Genomic DNA, 16,478 nt, shown 5'->3' with positions numbered 1-16,478 from the left:
GCCACGGTTTCCGGGATGGGGGAAGCGCGGTGAACGTCTACACCCGACGCGAGGAGATGCGCTGGACGATCATCGCGCTGACCGCGCTCGTGCTCTCGTTCGGAGGCGCGGTCGTGCGGCTCGTCACGGCGGAAGGACGGCTGATCCCCGACCCCGCGGCGATCGCCGCCGCGAAGGCCGCGGAGACGAAGGCGCAGCAGGCGAAGGCCTGCCAGACCGCCGCCGATCGGCTGAACACGGAGATCCCCGTGTTCAAGGCCTCCGCGAAGGCCGCGCGCCTCGCCGCGACGGCCACGCCGAGCGCCACGCCGCCGCCGGTGAAAGGCAAGAAGCCGCCGCCGAAGGAGAAAGAGCCCGACGTCGATCTCGCCTGGCCCTCGGCGCTCCCGTCCTACAAGCAGGTCAAGCTGCTCGCGCCGTGTCGGCCGCTCGTCGAGGGCGTGACCGGCGCCAAGCCCGAGGCGGCGCGGGGCTGGGAGGCCGTCACGAGCGCGGCCGCCGTGGCCCCCGGCGAGGACTACAAGTCGCAGGTCGAGGCGGCGCGCAAGCTGCTCGCGGCGCTCGGCGAAGCGCCGGTCGACAAGGTGCTCGAAACGACGAAGGAGACCGAGGCGACGCTCAAGAAGGCCGCCGACGCCGAGCAGGAGAAGGCGAAGACCGCGCAGGTGCGCGAGGCTCTGCCGAAGGGCCTGCTCTCGCGCGAGCTCGCGGTCGGCCTCGGCGTGCTCATCGGCGTGCTCACCCTCCTCGCGAGTTTCCTCAGCGTGCGCGCGGCGGCCTCGCGGCGCCTCCAGACGCTCCTGCCGCTGCGCGAGGCCGCGAAGACGGGCAACTCCGGCATGCAAGCCGCGGCGCTGCTCACGCTCGCTTCGCAGCACAACGGCGGCGAGCCGGGGCTCGTCATCGGCGCCGGCGTGGGGGGCCTCGTCGCGGCGTTCGTGTTCCCGCTCGACGCCGACATCTTCGTCGCGGGCGTCATGGTCGGCCTCCTGCTCGGCCTCGGCTTCCAGTGGACCGTGCGCATGTTCGAGGGCCTCTCGAACTGGCGCAGGCGCGCCACCGAGCTCGCGGACATCGAGAAGCCCGCGGTCCCGATCGTGCTCGTCCTCTCCACGGTGCACCTCGGCCGCGAGCCCGAGTTCTGGGCCTTCTTCAGCAAGCTCTCCGCGCAGGAGCAGGCCGCCACGGTCGCGCAGCTCGCCTCCCAGGCCGAGGAGCAGATCCTCGCCGCCGCCGACGCCGGCGCGGCCCAGCCCTACCCGCAGCAGGCCATGGGCCAGGGGTATCCCCCCGGCGGCGGTTATCCCCCGGGCGGCGGTTACCCCGGCCGCTGAAAGCGCCCAACTTTCTTCACGAGCTCGGCCGTCCGCGGCAATAAACTCGCCTCTCCGTCGTATTCATGCGAGGAGGCCAAGACCCGGATGCGCTTCTTTTCCCTTTCCTCGAAGAGCCTCTCCCGCATCGGCGCGCTCGTCTCGCTCCTCGGAGCGACCTCTCTCCTCGCGTCCCTGCCCGCATCGGCCGAGGACGCCGCGCCCAAGCCCGAGGCCCAGGAAGCTGCAAAAGAGGCGGACAACAAGCCCGCGGTCCTCGTCGCGCCCAAGGCCGAGGCGACCGCGGCGGCGGCGCCCAAGGGTGAAGGCAAGCAGGCGAGCGCGCCTGCGAAGAAGCGCCGGGGCGGCATCCACCCCTGCATGACCCCCGACCCGGGCTTCGGGATCTACGACCGCTGGTCGAACGAGCCCACGATCGGCCAGATGATCGCCCCGAAGAAGGGCGGCATCACGAAGAGCGGCGGCTTCGACCTCGTCGTCCACTTCCACGGCCACGAGCCGATCCGCAAGGAGTTCGTCAAGACCGCCAAGGGCGCGGTCCTCGTGGGGATCGACCTCGGCATCGGTTCGGGCGCGTACGCGCAAGGGTTCGCGGCGCCGAACACGTTCACGCAGCTCCTCGCGAGCGTCGAGGCGGCGATGGCGAAGAAGACGGGCAACCCCAAGGCGCACGTCCGCAAGCTCGCGCTCTCGTCGTGGAGCGCGGGGTATGGCGCGATCGAGCAGATCCTCCGCCAGCCGTCGGGCAAGCGTATCGACGCGGTCATCCTGCTCGACTCCTTGCACACGGGGTACATCGACGAGCGCTCGAAGGCGCTGAAGACGGGGCAGATCGACGTCTTCGTGGACTACGCCAAGCGCGCCGCGAAGAAGCAGGCGTTCATGTTCCTGAGCCACTCGTCGATCATCCCGCCCGGCTACGCGTCGACGACGGAGGTCGCGAGTTACGTCATCGGTGAACTCAAGGGCAAGCCGAAGAAGGCCAAGCGCGCGGACGTGCTCGGGCTCGACCTCATCCGCCGTTACGACAAGGGTGATTTCCACGTCCGTGGTTACACCGGCGACGACAAGCCCGATCACTGCGCGCACATCGGACTCATGGCCGATATCGTGCGTGTCCATCTCGAAGCCCGCTGGAAAACGCCACGCGGGAAGTCGTGATCGAACGCTTCGAGCGACACGCGTAATCGAATCGCCACCTCCGCGAAGGCCATTTCGCAGGCGTTTTGAAGCATTTCGCTGTCGCGAAGTTCTTGACGTTTCGACGCAATCCCGTAACGGATGAAGACATGGGTGGCATTGGCGTCGTTCTGAATCCGCGCTCCCGACAGAACCGCCGCGACCCGGCCGCGGCCTCGCGGCTGGCGCGGACCCTCGGCGATCGAGGCGTCGTCCGCACCGCGCAGACGAGGGAGGACCTCGCGCGAATCGCCGAGGATTTCCGAAAACTCAAGATCGACGTGCTCGGCATCTCCGGCGGAGACGGCACGAATCACGTCACGCTGACCGGGTTCCTCGAGGTCTACAGCGACGAGCCGCTGCCGCCGATCGCGTTCCTGCGCGGCGGGACGATGAACACGGTCGCGAACGCCGTCGGCGTGCCGCGCGGCAAGCCCGACGGCCTGCTCACGGCGCTGATCGCCCGCTACAACGAGCTTGGAAAGGCCTCGCTCCGGGTGGTCGAGCGGAACACGATGCGAATCGACGACCATTACGGGTTCATTTTCGGCACGGGCGCGATCCACGGATACATGGCCGAGTACTACCGGCACCCCGAGCCGAACCCCGTCCACGCCGCGTCGACGCTTTACGAGGCCAGCAAGAACGTCATGCTCGGGCACCGGACGCCGGTGGCCGAGCGCTGGGAAGGCTCCGTGGAGCTCTCCGGCGGCGTGCGTTTGCCCATGCGGGACTACCTCTGCATCGCGGCGGGCACGGTTGATCAGATTGGCCTCGGATTCCGGCCTTTCTATCGCTCGGGGCACGTCCCGGGCCGCTTCCACATCCTCGGCATCCACACGAGCGCGCTCGGGTTCGTCAAAAAGCTCCCGGACATCTGGCAGGCGCGCCCGATGGGCGAGGAGCACACGTACGACCACCTCGCCGAGCACGCGATCCTGGAGGCTCGCTCGGGCGTGGTGAGGTACGTGCTCGACGGGGATCTCCACGAGCATCGCGGGCCGCTCGAGATGCGCGTGGGGCCTCGCGTGCAGATCGTCGTGGAGCACAAAGCGGGCATCCGGCCGCCGGGCGGGAGCACGTTCATGTTCCCCCCGCCCTGGATTCAGCCGGGCAACTCTTGAGGCTCACGCCTCGGGCATGTCGGCGGCGTCGAGCCGCACCGTGACGAACGTCCCGTAGCTCATCACGGTCAGCGACTCCTGGTCGACGATCATCACGCGCACGCACCGGGCGGGCGCGGCCGTGCGGAGGTCTTCGTACGGGTCGAACGGAGCGTCCTCCGCGGGCGGGAGCGCCGAGCGCAGGAAGGCGTGGACCTTGTCGCGGTGCCCGATGAGCACGCACGTGCCGATGGGCTCTTCGTCCTGGAAGAACAGCTCGTGCGCGGAGACGTCCACGACGAGCACGGCCACGTCCACGACGTCGAGCCCGCTCGTCACGCAGATCTGCTCGATGCGCGAGCAGACGGCGCTCTCCACGCTGCGGAACAGGGCGATCCGGCGCCTCTGGCCGTCCGTCAGCGAGGCATCGGCGAGGAAATTCGACAGGCTCGCCGGGATCTCCGATTGCGCGGTCTCCTTGTTCTTGGCGTCCCCCATGTTGATACCGCGAGGACCCCGCCGTCGGACGGGCTCGCCGCGCCTCCCCACAGGGGTTTTATGCACGAGTGTCGCCAACGCCCTTCCTCGCGAAGAAGGAACGTGCCGCACGGAATCATCGCGGAGCGGACGGGATCGCTCGGTGTTCGTGCGCCCGTCCTGCGCGTCAGGGTGCGGCCCCGAGCGCGGCTTTCGTCTCCGTTTGGATCACGAGCTGCTGCCCCGCCGGCTGATTCGGTGATTTCAACAGCGACTGCATCACGAGCGCGATCTGCCCCCGCTCGGGCATGAAGCGCGTGTCGCCGACCTCGATCTCGCCCTTGCCACGCGACTCGTAGCGCTCGAGCGACACGGGCACGTCCTTCGGCAAGCCCGGCAGGCCGAGCGTCGCGTTCGCGGCGTATTGCCGGACCTCGAGCGAGAGCGTCGCCCGTTTGCCGTCGAGCTTCTCCACCTTCGCCACGCGGTACCGCAGCACATCCACGCCCGACGAGCGCGCCCGATCCGTCACCATCCAGTACGCGCCGACGCCGACCGGCTTGTCGGGCAGAGGCACCGTCGAGGCGAGCACCGCGTCGACCAGCGAGCCCGTCACGAGCTCGATCCCCGGCGTCGAGTCCTTCGGGTACTCGATCGCCAGATCCGTGGCGATCCCGGAGGGCTGAAGCCGATACCGGATCACGCTGTCTTTCAGGTTCTTCAGCTCGGCCGGCACGTCGCCGCGGATCGCCTTCACCGCCGCGATCTTCACGACCACGGGTTGCCCCGCCGGGGCCGGCTCGGCCGCTTTGTCGGTCTTTTTCTTGTCGTCCTTCGCCTTGTCGGCCTTGAAGACGAGCTCGACGATGAGCGGCGGCAGGCCTTGTTGCGCCGCGCGCACCTGCAGGAGGAGCGTCGTCTTGCGCTCGTCTCCGCCCGCGAACGCGTACGAGAGCGGCACCTTTGGATCACTGCCGTCCCCGAAGAGCTCGAGCTTCGGCGTCGCGGTGGGCGAGAAGGCGGCGTCGGCCGCGGCGGGCTCGAAGATGCCAGACTCGGGCGGCCCCCCCGCGGCGTCCTTCGGGCCGGCGGACTGTGCAGGCGGCGGTGCCTGGGCCGCAGCGGCGAGGGCTTCGCCGAGCTTGCCGCCGACGACCGGCCCGGTCTGGGCGTCCGCGCCCGCGTCGGCGATGGGCGCCGCGGGCTTCTTCTCTTCCTGACATCCGATCGTGGAGATCACGAGCCCGAGCGCGATCATGCTCGCGCCTCGGGCCACGTTCGCGCGTAGAGCCATGGCGCACGATGTATCTCGTTTTCGCGAGGGTGTCAGGTCCGACCGGGCCGAACCACGCGCGACGTGCCGCGGGGTATGGGAACAGGGCGCCACGAGCCGCAGAGATCCCGAGCGCCACGCCTGCAACGAACCACGGGCGCCGGAGGAGGGAGCATGCTGACGATCACGTCCACCGCGTTCGCGCCGAACGGCCCGATCCCGAAGGATCACACCTGCGAGGGCGACGATCGATCCCCGCCGCTCGCCTTTGCGTCGGTCCCGCCGGGCACGCAGAGCTTGGCGCTCATCGTGGACGATCCGGACGCGCCGGATCCACGCGCGCCGAAGCGGACGTGGGTGCACTGGGTCGTCTACAACCTCCCGCCCGCGACGACGGCCCTCTCCGCGGGCGCCGAGCTTCCTCCGGGCGCGCTCGCGGGGAAAAACGACTGGGGCCGCGACGTGTACGGCGGCCCGTGTCCGCCGATCGGGCGGCACCGGTATTTCCACAAGCTCTATGCGCTCGACATGATCCTGCCGGATCTCGGGACGCCGACGAAGGCCGAACTCGAGCGCGCCATGGAAGGGCACGTGCTCGAAGAGGCGCACCTCGTGGGCACGTACGAAAAGGCCGCTTGATCAGGGGCTCTACCGTGTCACTTGATGGTGGCCGCGATGGCCTGGATGTCCTTCAGGAGCTCGAGCGGCCGGAAGGGCTTGGCGTAGAACGCGGTCGCGCCGGCTTCCTTCACGCGCGCGCGTGACTCGGGATCGTCCATCGCGCTGATCACGAAGATCGGCAGATCCTTCGTCGACGGGTCACGGCGCAGGCGCGTACAGACCTCGAAGCCGTCGAGCGTGCCCGGGAGCATGAGGTCGAGCAGCAGGATGTCGAACCGCTCGGTCGAGGCGCGCTCCACGGCTTGCGCGCCCGTGGCGACGCCCACCACCTCGTGACCGCTCGAACCGACCAGCGTCTCGATCATCCGGCGGATGGCGTCCTGATCTTCGCAGACGAGCACTCGCATGATTTCACTCGCTCCGGCCCCGAAGGGCCCGTTCGTCCCTTCTACATCGAGACCCGGGTGCGGGCCAGATCGAGCCGCTCCGATCGCCGCTCCATCGCCCCCGAGCGCAGGTCGGGGGTATTGTCTCCAGGGTCACCTGCCCCCAACGTCACGCCCATGACCGTCCTGTACGAAGATGCGCACGTCGTGTGTGACGACGATGCGCTCACCATCAAGCGATATTACTTTCCCGTCGGCAGCAAGCGGATCCCGTACAGCGAGATCCGTCGCGTGGACGACACGCCGATGGGCTGGCTCACGGGCAAGCTGCGGCTCTGGGGCATGGGCCCGGCGCCGTACTGGTTCCACCTCGACATGGAGCGGCCTGGCAAGGATCGATGCCTCGTGCTCGACCGGGGTAGCTTCGTGAAGATCGCGCTCACGCCGGACGATCACGAGGCCGTGCTCGCCCTGCTGCGTGAGCGTACGAGGTAGCCGCGGACCACGTGATGACGTTACCGATCGAGCCGTCGCTCCCCGAGATCTGCACAGCCATCGCCGAGCGGCGCCGGCTCGTCCTGGAGGCGCCGCCGGGCGCGGGCAAGACGACACGCGTGCCGCGCGCGCTCTTCGAGGCCGGGCTCGCGGGTGCGGGGGAGATCTTGGTGCTCGAACCGAGGCGCCTCGCCGCGCGGATGGCGGCGCGGCGCGTGGCCGAGGAGATGGGCCAGAAGCTCGGCGAGACCGTCGGCTGCACGATGCGCTTCGAGGACGTGTCGAGCCCCGCGACGCGCATCCGCTTCGTCACCGAGGGCGTGCTCACGCGCAGGCTCGTGCGGGATCCGACGCTCGAAGGCGTCTCGGTCGTCGTCCTCGACGAGTTCCACGAGCGGCACGTGCACGCGGACGTCTCGCTCGCGCTCCTCGCGCGCCTCACGCGCGAGCGTCGCAAGGATCTCGGGCTCGTGGTCATGTCGGCGACGCTCGAAGCGGATCCGATCGCGGCGTGGCTCGACGCGCCGATCGTGCGTTCGATGGGCCGGATGTACGACGTCGCGATCGAGCACCTCGAGCGCGCGGACGATCGGCCGCTCGAAGCGCAGGTCGCCTCCGCGGTGCGTCGCCTCGTGCGTGAGGGGCTCGACGGCGACGTGCTCGTGTTCTTGCCGGGCTCCGCGGAGATCCGCCGCGCGGGTGAGGCGCTCCGGCCGATCGCGGACGCCGAGCGCCTGCTCGTCTTGCCGCTGCACGGGATGCTCACGCCGGCCGAGCAGGATCGCGCGGTGCGTCCGGCGGATCGACGCAAGGTGATCCTCTCGACGAACGTGGCCGAGTCGAGCGTGACGATCGACGGCGTCGTCGCGGTGATCGACAGCGGCCTCGCGCGGGTCGCGTCGTATGCGCCGTGGTCGGGCCTGCCGACGCTCAAGGTCGCGAAGATCGCGCGGGCTTCGGCGGCGCAACGCGCGGGCCGCGCGGGGAGGACACGACCGGGCCGAACGTTGCGTCTCTTCACGCGTGGAGATCTTCTCGCGCGGCCCGAGCACGACGCGCCCGAGATCCTGCGCGTGGATCTCGCCGAGACCGTGCTCGAGCTCTGCGCCTCGGGCGTGGGTCCGCTCGAAGAGCTGCCCTTTCTGGATCCGCCGCCCCGCGCCGCGGTCACCGCGGCCGAAGAGCTCTTGCGGCGCCTCGGCGCGATCGACGAGGCGCGCCGCGTGACGCCGCTCGGCCGGCGCATGCTGCGGTTCCCGGCGCATCCTCGGCAGGCGCGGCTGATCGTGGAGGCCGAGGCGCGTGGCGTCGCCGAGGAAGGGTGCGTGCTCGCGGCGCTGCTCGGCGAGCGCGAGGTGAGCGTCTCGGGCGCGTCTTCGCGACGTGGAGGCGGGCGCGTCCAGGAGCACCGGTCGGATCTTTTGCACGCGCTCGATCAACTGGAGATGGCCGAGCTCGAAGGGCATGCGCCGGATCGGCTCCGCGCGCTCGGGCTGGATCCGACGCGTGTCTTCGCCGTGGATCGCGCCGCCAAGCAGCTCGCGCGCCTCGTCGATCGTCGCAAGGCTCCGCGGCCCGCGAGCGCGCCCGATCACGAGCGCGCGCTGCTGCTCGCGACGCTCGCGGGGTACCCCGATCGCGTGGGCCGCGTGCGCAGGCCCGAGACGGCGACGGGCAGGAGCGGCCGCGAGATCGTGTTCGCCACCGGCGGCTCGGCCGTGCTCGCCGAGTCGAGCGTGCTCGGTACCGAGGAGTACGTGGTCGCCGTCGACGTCGAGGAGCGAACGGAGGGCATGAAGGGCCGCGTCGTCGTGCGCGCCGCGAGCGCCGTCGAAGCCGACTGGCTGCTCGACCTGTTCACCGACGCGATCACCGACACGACGGACGTCCGCTGGAACGCGGCGCAGGAGCGCGTCGAGGTCACGCGGCGGCTCGCGTACGAGGGCCTCGTGCTGGAGGAGTCACGCGTCGCGGCCACCGATCCCGCTTCGATCCAGCGCATCGGGCAGGCCCTCGCGGAGGCGGCGTGCGCCCGCGGTTATCGCACGTTCGTCCGCGGCGACGGCCTCGACACGTGGCTCGCGCGGGTCGCATTCGTCCGGACGCACTGCCCCGAGGCGGGCCTGCCCGTGCTCGACGAGGCTGCGATCGTGGAGACGCTGCGCGCGCTCTGCGTGGGCCGGCAGAGCTTTGCCGAGCTGCGGGAGGCCGATCTCGGCGCGGCCCTCGGCGAGCGGCTCACCCCGGAGCAGGCGCGGCGCGTGGCCGAGTGGGCGCCCGAGACGATGCAGCTCCCGGGCGGACGACGGCTGCGGCTCGAATATGGCCCTGACGGCACGGTCTCGGCGGCCTCGCGCCTGCAGGACTTTTTCGGCTTGGCGGAAGGCCCCCGCGTGGCGCGGGGCCGGGTGCCGGTCGTGCTCCACCTCTGCGCGCCGAACCAGCGCCCGGTCCAGGTGACGACGGACCTCGCCGGCTTCTGGGAGCGGCACTACCCGGCCATCGCGCGCGAGCTCCGGCGCCGCTACCCGAAACACGCCTGGCCGGACGATCCCCGGCATGCGACGCCGCCTCTCCCTAAAGGAATGCGCCCGTCTTGAGGCTGCGCGCACGTTCGCGATGGAAAGACTCCACTCGTGCTTGACATGCCCGGCCTCTTCCGCCACTTTCCGCAGCCCCGAGCGACGGGTCCCGCGCGCGACGCGCGAAATGCCTGCTGAGGACGTCATGGCGAAGAGCGACATCACTGGGAAACGGAAGCTTCTGGCGCAGAACGTCTCCCACTCGAACATCAAGACCAAGCGCTGGCAGAACGTGAACATCCAGACCCGCAGGCTCTGGGTTCCGGAGCTCAAGCGCTACGTCACGCTGAGCCTCACCACGCGCGACATCCGCACCATCGACAAGCTGGGCGTCGTCGCGTACGCGAAGCGGTACGGCGTCGCGCTCTAGGCTCGGCCTGGGCTCGTCGCCGCGCCGTGCAGAGCGTGTGCGTGTAGACGAAGGCAACGCTGGCACGGAAGAGCGCGCCTCCACTCGGGGGCGCGTCTGCTTTTTGTCTATGTGTTCTCCGAGCAGTGAGCGAGCGAGCGGCTCGTCGGCTCAGAGGGTGTTTCGTAGGCTTTCCGAGCTTTGCATCGACCGCATCGCGGTCGATGCACCAGCGGTCCAGGGCCGTGCCCTGGTTCGGGTCCAGGGGCGAAGAGCCCCTGGTCGGGTCCGGGGTGAAACCCCGGCGAGGCGCTGCGAAACAACACCCCCTCAGGGCTCGTCGCTGGCTCGCGCCGTCGCGTCCCCGGTCGAGACCAAGGACCGCGCGTCCCGCGCATCCCGCAGCAAGGCCATCGCCGTGAGCGCGCCTGACTTCTCCCGCAGCTCCGCGACGGCTGTTTCGGCCGGCCACCCCTCGGCGAGCGGGCGCAGCGCCGCGACGTCGACGCCTGCCTTCCCGAGCAGCGCCACGGCCGCGTAAAATCCGGACTTGCCCACGATCGCGAGCGGCGCCGGCATGTCGAGCGGCGCGCCTGGCGATGTCCGCGGGACTCCGCGCCGCACCGGCTGCGCATGCCGGCCGAGCACGAGCTCGAGCTCCGGCACGAGCACGCCTTGCTCGCGCCGCGTCGGCACGACGACGAGCGCTGCGAGCAGGCCTCGACCGTCGCACGCGAGGATCGCGTCGGCCACCGGGAGCCGACCGAGCGGCGCGTCCCAGGGCACGCTGAGCGCCGACACGTCGGCTCCGAGCGACGTCGTGCGGGCGGGCACGTCCTCGGGCATCGCGCTCTCCAGATCCTCGGCCGTGAGGATACCGCCCGCCACGGGCCCTCCCGCCGCGAGCAGCGCGCTCACCGCCTCCTCGGAGGCGAGCGCGAGCGGCCCTGCTGACCCCACGCGCTTGATCAGCGCCGCGCGTTTCGTCGCGCCCGCGGCCTCCGCCGCCGCGACGCCGGCCCGCGCGAGTCCGCCGAGCCCCGAGCGACCACGCGCCGCGTGCAGGATCGCGATGAGCCCGAGGGATCGCGGCACAGCGACGTATGCGCCCGATGGGATCTCTTTTTCGGTCTTCCACCCGCGCGGGCGGGCCGCACCTTTTCCAGGCTGGAGCGAGCGTCCATCGATCACACGCGCCCCGGCTCCTCCGCCCGCGACGATCGCCACGACGGGCGAAAGCAGGACGGAGGCATCTTGGCCGGCGAGCGCGAAAAACCCGGCGATGACCGCGTCGGCCGCGCTGCCTCCGGCGTCGAGCGCGGCCTGGGCCGGGCCCTGCGTGGTCGACGAGCGCGCGAGTGCGAGGGCGCCGCGGATCACTGCTCCTCGTCCTCTGCGACGAGCGGGCGCACGATCGGCGCGACCGGCGCGATGATCGAGCCCGCCTCCGGCGCGCGGGCCGAGCGCGCGAGCGCGGCGACGAGCGTGCTCTTCGCGCGGATCGCGGCGCCGCGGGTTCCTTCGACCACCAAGAAAATGTCCCGACGCTCGCCGAGCCTACGCGCCACGCGATCGAGCGCCGCGGCCGAGAGCATCGTCTGCGCGCCGAGCGATCGGAGACGCGTGTAGACCACGGATCCGCGCGGCAGATCGTCGCGCGCGGCGTCGAAGACCGGAAGCACGCCCGCGGCGCGCGCCGTGTCGATCACGTCTTCACGCTCCCACATGCCACGCGGCTCCCAGAAGCGAAGCGCGCCTTCGCCCGGGATCCGCGCGAAGAGCGCGGCGATGCGCTTGCGGTTCGCCGCGGTCGGCCGGATCTCGGTCGACGTCGAGAGCACGATGCATCGCGCTTCGAGCGTCGTCGCGACCTCGAGCGAGGTGGCGAGCGCGTCGTCGAGCGCCTTGCCAGGGGCGAGCTCGGCCACGACGCGCGGCAAGACCACGCTGAACACGAAGGCGGGCGGCACCGATTTTCGCCACTTTCGCAGGCCGGGCGCGCCGGGCAGCGACATGTCGACCGGGCGGATCTCCACCAGATCGAGCTGATCCTTGTACTTCTTGATGTCGCCCTGAAGGGCGTGCAGGCCCACGTGGAGTCTTGCCATGGCGGGGTCTCTTTACTCGAAGTGGAACCACTGCGTGGGGTTCTCGCGCAAAAAGCTTTCCATCGCGGACGCGATGCGACGCGCGGCGTGGGAGAGCTCGTCCTCGCTGGGCCGGCGCGGCAGCGAGATCGGCGGACAGCTCCGCACCTCGTAGCGCATGTAACCCAGCCGCCGCGTGAAGACGGGCACGATCGGCGCCCCGCTCAAGGCGGCGAGCGAGAGCGGGCCCTCGGGGACGACGAAGGGCTCATCGAAGAGCGTGACCTCACGTCCACGCATGCCCTTCGGGAGCCTGTCGATCTGGACCGCCACGACGCCGCCGCGCCGGAGATGCGAGAGCAGAGGCAACGCGTCGAGCGGGCTCGTCCCCACGTGTACGATCCGCACACCGGCTTTGTCGCGCGCGTCGTCGGTCAATGCCTCGGCTCGCTCGTCGCGCTCGTGCGCCATCACCACGACGACGTCGGCCGTGTGCACGCTGCGCAAGATCGGGCCTGCGGCTTGCCAGCCGCCCGTGTGCGCCGTCGCGATGATCACGCCGCGCCCCTCGTTCGCCGCGCGCACGTAGTTCTCGTCCGATGCGCAAAGCCCGACGAGGCGCTCGGGCCGATCACGCCCCACGAGGAACGCTTCCGTCAAGCAGCTCGCGAAGCTCGCGAAGACCCGCGCGACGTCGACGTTCTCGACGAGCACGTTCCGCGGACCGAGCGCGCGCCGGAGGTTCTTCCGGACCGCGCGCCGCTGCCGACCAAGCGCGATCCCGAAGGCGAGGCCGATGAGCGGCGGCGCGTACCGCACGAAGGGACGCGGGCCGTGTGTCACGCCTGCGTCGAGCGCGCGTCGCCAGAGCACCGAGTCGTGCCGGCGCAGATCGTCGAGCAGCTTGCCGAGGTCGTCTCCGATCCCCACGGGGCCCCCCTAGCGGCTCAACGGCGCGGCGCAAAGGGCGGCGCGTCGGGATCGACGATGTCCTCGTCGGGGCCGCTGGATCCAGGCTCCCGGAGGACCGGCTTGCCGATCCGCAGAAGCCCCCACACCCCGACCTCGCGCGCCGCCGCGTCGTCGTGCGCCGCGGCCTGTTCCAGCGTCCGCACGTCGTCCTCGGCGCTCGGCCCCGCGGGATCCCGCGCGAGCCGGTTCGCCGCGACGATCGCCGCGTTCCGCGCGAGCCCGCCGCGCCGCGCCCGCCGCAGCGGCGTCCCCTGGGTCGTCTCGGGAAACGCTTCTTCCTCGAGCGACGCGAGATCCGAGAGCCGCATCTCGGACCAGCGCGGTAGCGGATGGAACTGCTGCGTGCGCGCCTCGGACGGCGGCGCGGTCCGGTTGTAGGGACAAACCTCCTGGCAAACGTCGCAGCCGAAGAGGTGCTCGCCGATCGCCGCGCGCAGCTCCTCGGGCGGCGCTTCGTACTGCTCGATCGTGAGGTACGAGATGCACTTCCGCGCATCGAGCACGAACGGCTTCGGGAACGCGCCCGTCGGGCAGGCGTCGAGGCAACGCGTGCACGCGCCGCAGCGCTCGTGCATCGGCACGCCCGGCGTGAGCACGAGCGTCGTGACGACCTCGCCGAGCATGACGAAGCTCCCCTGCCCCGGGACGATCAAGAGCCCATTTTTCCCCACGAACCCGAGACCGGCGCGCGCCGCCCACGCGCGCTCCATCAACGGCTCGATGTCGCAGAGCGGTCGCGCGTCGATGCCGGGCCCGAGGCCGCGGATGAACTCGGCGAGCCGGCGCAGCTTCTTGCGGAGGAAGAGGTGATAGTCCTGCCCGCGCGCGTAGCGGGCGATCCCGCGCGCGACCTCGGGATCATACGCCTCGGCCTCGGCCGAGCGGGCATACCGGCGACCCACGCACACGACGCTCCGCGCGCCCGGGAGGATCGCCTCCGTGTCGAGCCGCCGCCGCTCCTCGACGTGCTCTTCGAGGTACCGCATCGTGCCGTGCATCCCGGCCTCGATGAACGCGCGGTAGCGATCGTGCTCGACGTCGAGCGGCTCGTCGGCGCGCGCCACGCCGACCACGTCGAAGCCGAGCTCGAATGCGCGCTCTCGGACCCGCTGATCGACGTCGCTCGCGGACATCCGTGTTGCCTCCCCGCGCGCCGTCCGCGCTGCGATCGAGCTACCCGAACAGCCGATCGAGGACGATCGCGCACGCCGCGCGCACGCTCAGGTGATTGTAGCCCGTGTTCTCCGCGGCGTGGATCGGCGCGAGGCGAACGTCGGCCGACGCGACGAGCTCACCCGCGAGGCCCCACCCCGTCCCGAACGTGATGAGCACGGGTTTGTCTGTTTGCGAAAGACGCGCGCGCGCGTCGGGATAGTTCGTCACGGGGCTCCGCTTCGCCGAGGCCGCCGTCGTCCAAAGCTCGATCCCTGCGCGCCCCACGCCCGGCGCGAGCGACGCGTAGACGTCCTCCAGGCTCGGCACGATCCGCAGGACGTCGAGCGCGTCCGCGCGATCCGGGATGCGCTTCTTGCCCGAGCCGTGGATCCAGTGATCACGGATGCGCTCGGCGAGCAGCCGCTGCGCCGCGACCGGATGCACGATGTGAAGCTCGAGCACGCCGAACGTGCGCGCGCTCCGCGCCATGTCGTGGAGATCCAAGTTCGTGATCGCGGTCGTCACGATCTCCCCGCCGCGATCGAGCACGGGGTGGTGAACCAGCGCGAGCGCGACCTTCGTCACGACGCACCTCGCTCGGCGCGAAGGCGCTTCGCCCGCTCCAGGAGATCGGGCCTGCGCGCGGCCGTGCGCGCCTCGGCCTGCTCGCGCCGAAAGGCCGAGATCGCCGCGTGGTTACCGCCTTTCAACACCTCGGGCACCTTCATCCCTCGGAACTCCTCGGGCCGCGTGTAGTGAGGGTATTCGAGCAGCCCGTCCATCGCCGGGCTGTGCGACTCGTGCATCGCCGAGTCGGCGCTGCCGAGCACGCCGGGCAAGAGCCGCGAGCACGCGTCGACGATCGCCATCGCCGCCACCTCGCCGCCCGCGAGCACGAAGTCCCCGAGCGAGATCTCCTCGTCGACGAACGCGTGCACCCGATCGTCGAAGCCCTCGTACCGGCCACACACGAGCGAGATCCACGGCAGCGAAGCGAGCGCCTCGACCTTGCGCTGGTCGAGCACGCTTCCTTGGGGAGAGAGCAACACGCGGTGCGAGCGTTCTGCTTCCGCACCCTCGCGCCCCTCGCGTGCTCGCGCCTCGACGGCCTCGATGCAGCCGACCACGACGTCGACGCGGATCACCATCCCGGAGCCGCCGCCGTACGGCGTGTCGTCGACGCTGCGATGGCGCCCGAGCCCATGCTCGCGCAGGTTCGCGCAACGCACGTCGAGCGCGCCTGCGCGCGCCGCGCGGCCGACCATCCCCGTCGACAGGAATGGCTCGAACATCTCGGGAAAGAGGGTGACGATGTCGACACGCATGCGCGCGCCTCGTCAGGTGAGGCCGTCGATCGTGACGAGCCGGACGACCCCGGCGTCGGCTTCCACGGAGGCGACGAAGTCGTCGAGCAGCGGGACCTCGATCTTCGTGCCGTCCGCGCGTTCGACGACGAGCACCTCGCAGGTCGGGTACGAGGCCAGCGCGAGGACACGACCCACGACCTCGCCGGAGCCGAGCTCAGCGCGCGCACCTTCGATGTCGCACGCGTAAAACTCGCCTTCGTCGAGCGGCGGGAACTCGTCCCTCGGGACGAGCAGGATCGCCCCGCGTAGCGCGTCGGCGGCATCCCGATCGGTGACGCCCGCGAGCCGCGCGAGCACGGCCTTGTTTGCGCTCCTGATCGACGTGATGTCGGCCGCGCGCTCCACGCCGTCGGGAAGCCGCAGCTTGAGCGTCGGCCGGTGCCCGAGGAGCTCCGAGCCCTCGTGGTACACCTTGAGACGCACCTCGCCCTGGATCCCGTGCGAGCGCGCGATCTCCGCGACGGCGACAAACCGTCGCGGGGCATCGGCCTCGGTCGTGGCGCGCTTACGCGGGATCAATCCAGGATGTCGAGGTGGGCCCGGAGGCCCGCCTTGCTGGCGGCCGCGTTGAGGAGCGCGCGGATCGACTGCGCGGTGCGGCCATCCTTGCCGATCACTTTGCCGATGTCCTCACGCGCCACGCTGAGCTCGATGCGCGGGAACCTGTCTCCCGTGACCTCGCGAACGGTCACTTTCTCGGGATGATCCACGAGCGACCGCGCGATGAGCGCGACGAGATCCAGCAGCATGGTGGAGGACGCAGGAGACGGCGCCATGCCTCGTTACTTCGCCACCGTCGCCGCGACGACGTCCGGGCGCTTCAGCAGAAGCTCGACCGTGTGCGAGGGCTGGGCCCCGACGTCGCGCCAGTGCTTCACGCGCGCCGTGTCCAGGCGGATCTCGTTGCGGCGCGGGTCGTACGTGCCCAAACGTTCGATGAACCGGCCTCCGCGGGCAGCGCGCTGGTCGGCGACGACGATACGGTAGAACGGGGTCTTCTTCGTGCCCGCCCGGGCGAGGCGGATATGAACGGCCATCGGTGAACCTCGGTCTTCTTGGAGATCCGGCGCTTGCCGGGTGCGGGCATGACCCGCTCGC

Annotated in this window: 19 protein-coding genes; 7 read left to right on the top strand and 12 right to left on the bottom strand. The window is 70.6% G+C overall.

The features are described from left to right. Positions 1 to 29: 29 nt before the first annotated feature. From E8A74_RS20460 to E8A74_RS20450, 3 genes are all read left to right on the top strand, one after another. Positions 30 to 1,334, top strand: coding sequence for a hypothetical protein (locus E8A74_RS20460; protein WP_211365407.1), 1,305 nt, complete (start codon positions 30 to 32; stop codon positions 1,332 to 1,334). Between the two features lie 87 nt (positions 1,335 to 1,421). Continuing rightward, positions 1,422 to 2,495: a hypothetical protein gene (locus E8A74_RS20455; RefSeq protein WP_136930716.1), complete on the top strand. Its 1,074-nt coding sequence runs from the start codon at positions 1,422 to 1,424 to the stop codon at positions 2,493 to 2,495. Positions 2,496 to 2,623: 128 nt separating this feature from the next. Next, on the top strand, positions 2,624 to 3,637 hold the full coding sequence (locus tag E8A74_RS20450) for a diacylglycerol/lipid kinase family protein (RefSeq protein WP_136930715.1): 1,014 nt from the start codon (positions 2,624 to 2,626) through the stop codon (positions 3,635 to 3,637). Positions 3,638 to 3,640: 3 nt separating this feature from the next. Here E8A74_RS20450 and E8A74_RS20445 read toward each other — a convergent pair whose 3' ends face one another. Continuing rightward, a complete protein-coding gene (locus E8A74_RS20445) occupies positions 3,641 to 4,114 on the bottom strand; it encodes a hypothetical protein (protein WP_136930714.1) in 474 nt (157 codons plus the stop codon). Between the two features lie 166 nt (positions 4,115 to 4,280). Then, positions 4,281 to 5,387 carry a hypothetical protein gene (locus E8A74_RS20440; protein ID WP_136930713.1) on the bottom strand — a complete coding sequence of 369 codons (1,107 nt, stop codon included), beginning with the start codon at positions 5,385 to 5,387 and terminating at the stop codon, positions 4,281 to 4,283. A 153-nt stretch (positions 5,388 to 5,540) separates the two neighbouring features. Between E8A74_RS20440 and E8A74_RS20435 the strand changes: the two genes are divergently transcribed. Continuing rightward, a complete protein-coding gene (locus tag E8A74_RS20435; RefSeq protein ID WP_136930712.1) occupies positions 5,541 to 6,005 on the top strand; it encodes a YbhB/YbcL family Raf kinase inhibitor-like protein in 465 nt (154 codons plus the stop codon). 17 nt (positions 6,006 to 6,022) lie between these two features. Here E8A74_RS20435 and E8A74_RS20430 read toward each other — a convergent pair whose 3' ends face one another. After that, on the bottom strand, positions 6,023 to 6,394 hold the full coding sequence (locus tag E8A74_RS20430) for a response regulator (protein WP_136930711.1): 372 nt from the start codon (positions 6,392 to 6,394) through the stop codon (positions 6,023 to 6,025). A 156-nt stretch (positions 6,395 to 6,550) separates the two neighbouring features. Between E8A74_RS20430 and E8A74_RS20425 the strand changes: the two genes are divergently transcribed. From E8A74_RS20425 to rpmB, 3 genes are all read left to right on the top strand, one after another. Then, the gene (locus tag E8A74_RS20425; protein ID WP_136930710.1) at positions 6,551 to 6,868 is read left to right on the top strand and encodes a PH domain-containing protein; all 318 of its coding nucleotides are present in this window, start codon (positions 6,551 to 6,553) and stop codon (positions 6,866 to 6,868) included. Between the two features lie 14 nt (positions 6,869 to 6,882). Beyond that, a complete protein-coding gene (hrpB, locus tag E8A74_RS20420) occupies positions 6,883 to 9,468 on the top strand; it encodes an ATP-dependent helicase HrpB (RefSeq protein WP_136930709.1) in 2,586 nt (861 codons plus the stop codon). Positions 9,469 to 9,595: 127 nt separating this feature from the next. Continuing rightward, positions 9,596 to 9,820 carry a 50S ribosomal protein L28 gene (gene rpmB, locus E8A74_RS20415; RefSeq protein WP_136930708.1) on the top strand — a complete coding sequence of 75 codons (225 nt, stop codon included), beginning with the start codon at positions 9,596 to 9,598 and terminating at the stop codon, positions 9,818 to 9,820. A 309-nt stretch (positions 9,821 to 10,129) separates the two neighbouring features. Here rpmB and E8A74_RS20410 read toward each other — a convergent pair whose 3' ends face one another. From E8A74_RS20410 to rpsP, 9 genes are read right to left on the bottom strand one after another with little or no spacing between them, the layout of a single operon-like run. Beyond that, entirely contained in the window at positions 10,130 to 11,179 is a 1,050-nt protein-coding gene (locus E8A74_RS20410) for a hypothetical protein (RefSeq protein WP_136930707.1), read from the bottom strand. Further along, on the bottom strand, positions 11,176 to 11,907 hold the full coding sequence (locus tag E8A74_RS20405; protein ID WP_136930706.1) for a DUF72 domain-containing protein: 732 nt from the start codon (positions 11,905 to 11,907) through the stop codon (positions 11,176 to 11,178). The genes E8A74_RS20410 and E8A74_RS20405 overlap by 4 nt, the downstream gene beginning before the upstream one ends. Before the next feature lie 12 nt (positions 11,908 to 11,919). Next, a complete protein-coding gene (locus tag E8A74_RS20400) occupies positions 11,920 to 12,816 on the bottom strand; it encodes a lysophospholipid acyltransferase family protein (protein ID WP_232379672.1) in 897 nt (298 codons plus the stop codon). 17 nt (positions 12,817 to 12,833) lie between these two features. Continuing rightward, complete coding sequence (gene queG, locus E8A74_RS20395; RefSeq protein WP_136930705.1) at positions 12,834 to 13,991, bottom strand: tRNA epoxyqueuosine(34) reductase QueG; 1,158 nt, start codon at positions 13,989 to 13,991, stop codon at positions 12,834 to 12,836. 40 nt (positions 13,992 to 14,031) lie between these two features. Next, positions 14,032 to 14,598: an RNA methyltransferase gene (locus tag E8A74_RS20390; RefSeq protein WP_136930704.1), complete on the bottom strand. Its 567-nt coding sequence runs from the start codon at positions 14,596 to 14,598 to the stop codon at positions 14,032 to 14,034. Then, the gene (gene trmD, locus E8A74_RS20385; RefSeq protein ID WP_136930703.1) at positions 14,595 to 15,338 is read right to left on the bottom strand and encodes a tRNA (guanosine(37)-N1)-methyltransferase TrmD; all 744 of its coding nucleotides are present in this window, start codon (positions 15,336 to 15,338) and stop codon (positions 14,595 to 14,597) included. Before trmD ends, E8A74_RS20390 begins: the two co-directional genes overlap by 4 nt. A gap of 12 nt (positions 15,339 to 15,350) precedes the next feature. Beyond that, positions 15,351 to 15,899: a ribosome maturation factor RimM gene (rimM, locus tag E8A74_RS20380; protein WP_232379671.1), complete on the bottom strand. Its 549-nt coding sequence runs from the start codon at positions 15,897 to 15,899 to the stop codon at positions 15,351 to 15,353. Then, positions 15,896 to 16,129 (bottom strand): KH domain-containing protein, encoded by a 234-nt coding sequence (locus tag E8A74_RS20375; RefSeq protein WP_136930783.1) that lies wholly within the window; start codon positions 16,127 to 16,129, stop codon positions 15,896 to 15,898. The genes rimM and E8A74_RS20375 overlap by 4 nt, the downstream gene beginning before the upstream one ends. Positions 16,130 to 16,162: 33 nt before the next feature. Further along, complete coding sequence (rpsP, locus tag E8A74_RS20370) at positions 16,163 to 16,417, bottom strand: 30S ribosomal protein S16 (RefSeq protein WP_136930702.1); 255 nt, start codon at positions 16,415 to 16,417, stop codon at positions 16,163 to 16,165. Positions 16,418 to 16,478: the final 61 nt, after the last annotated feature.

This window comes from Polyangium fumosum (assembly GCF_005144585.1).
Lineage (GTDB): Bacteria > Myxococcota_A > Polyangia > Polyangiales > Polyangiaceae > Polyangium > Polyangium fumosum.
The sequence above is the reverse complement of the archived record's forward strand: the minus strand, read 5'-3'. Positions and strand labels throughout refer to the sequence as shown.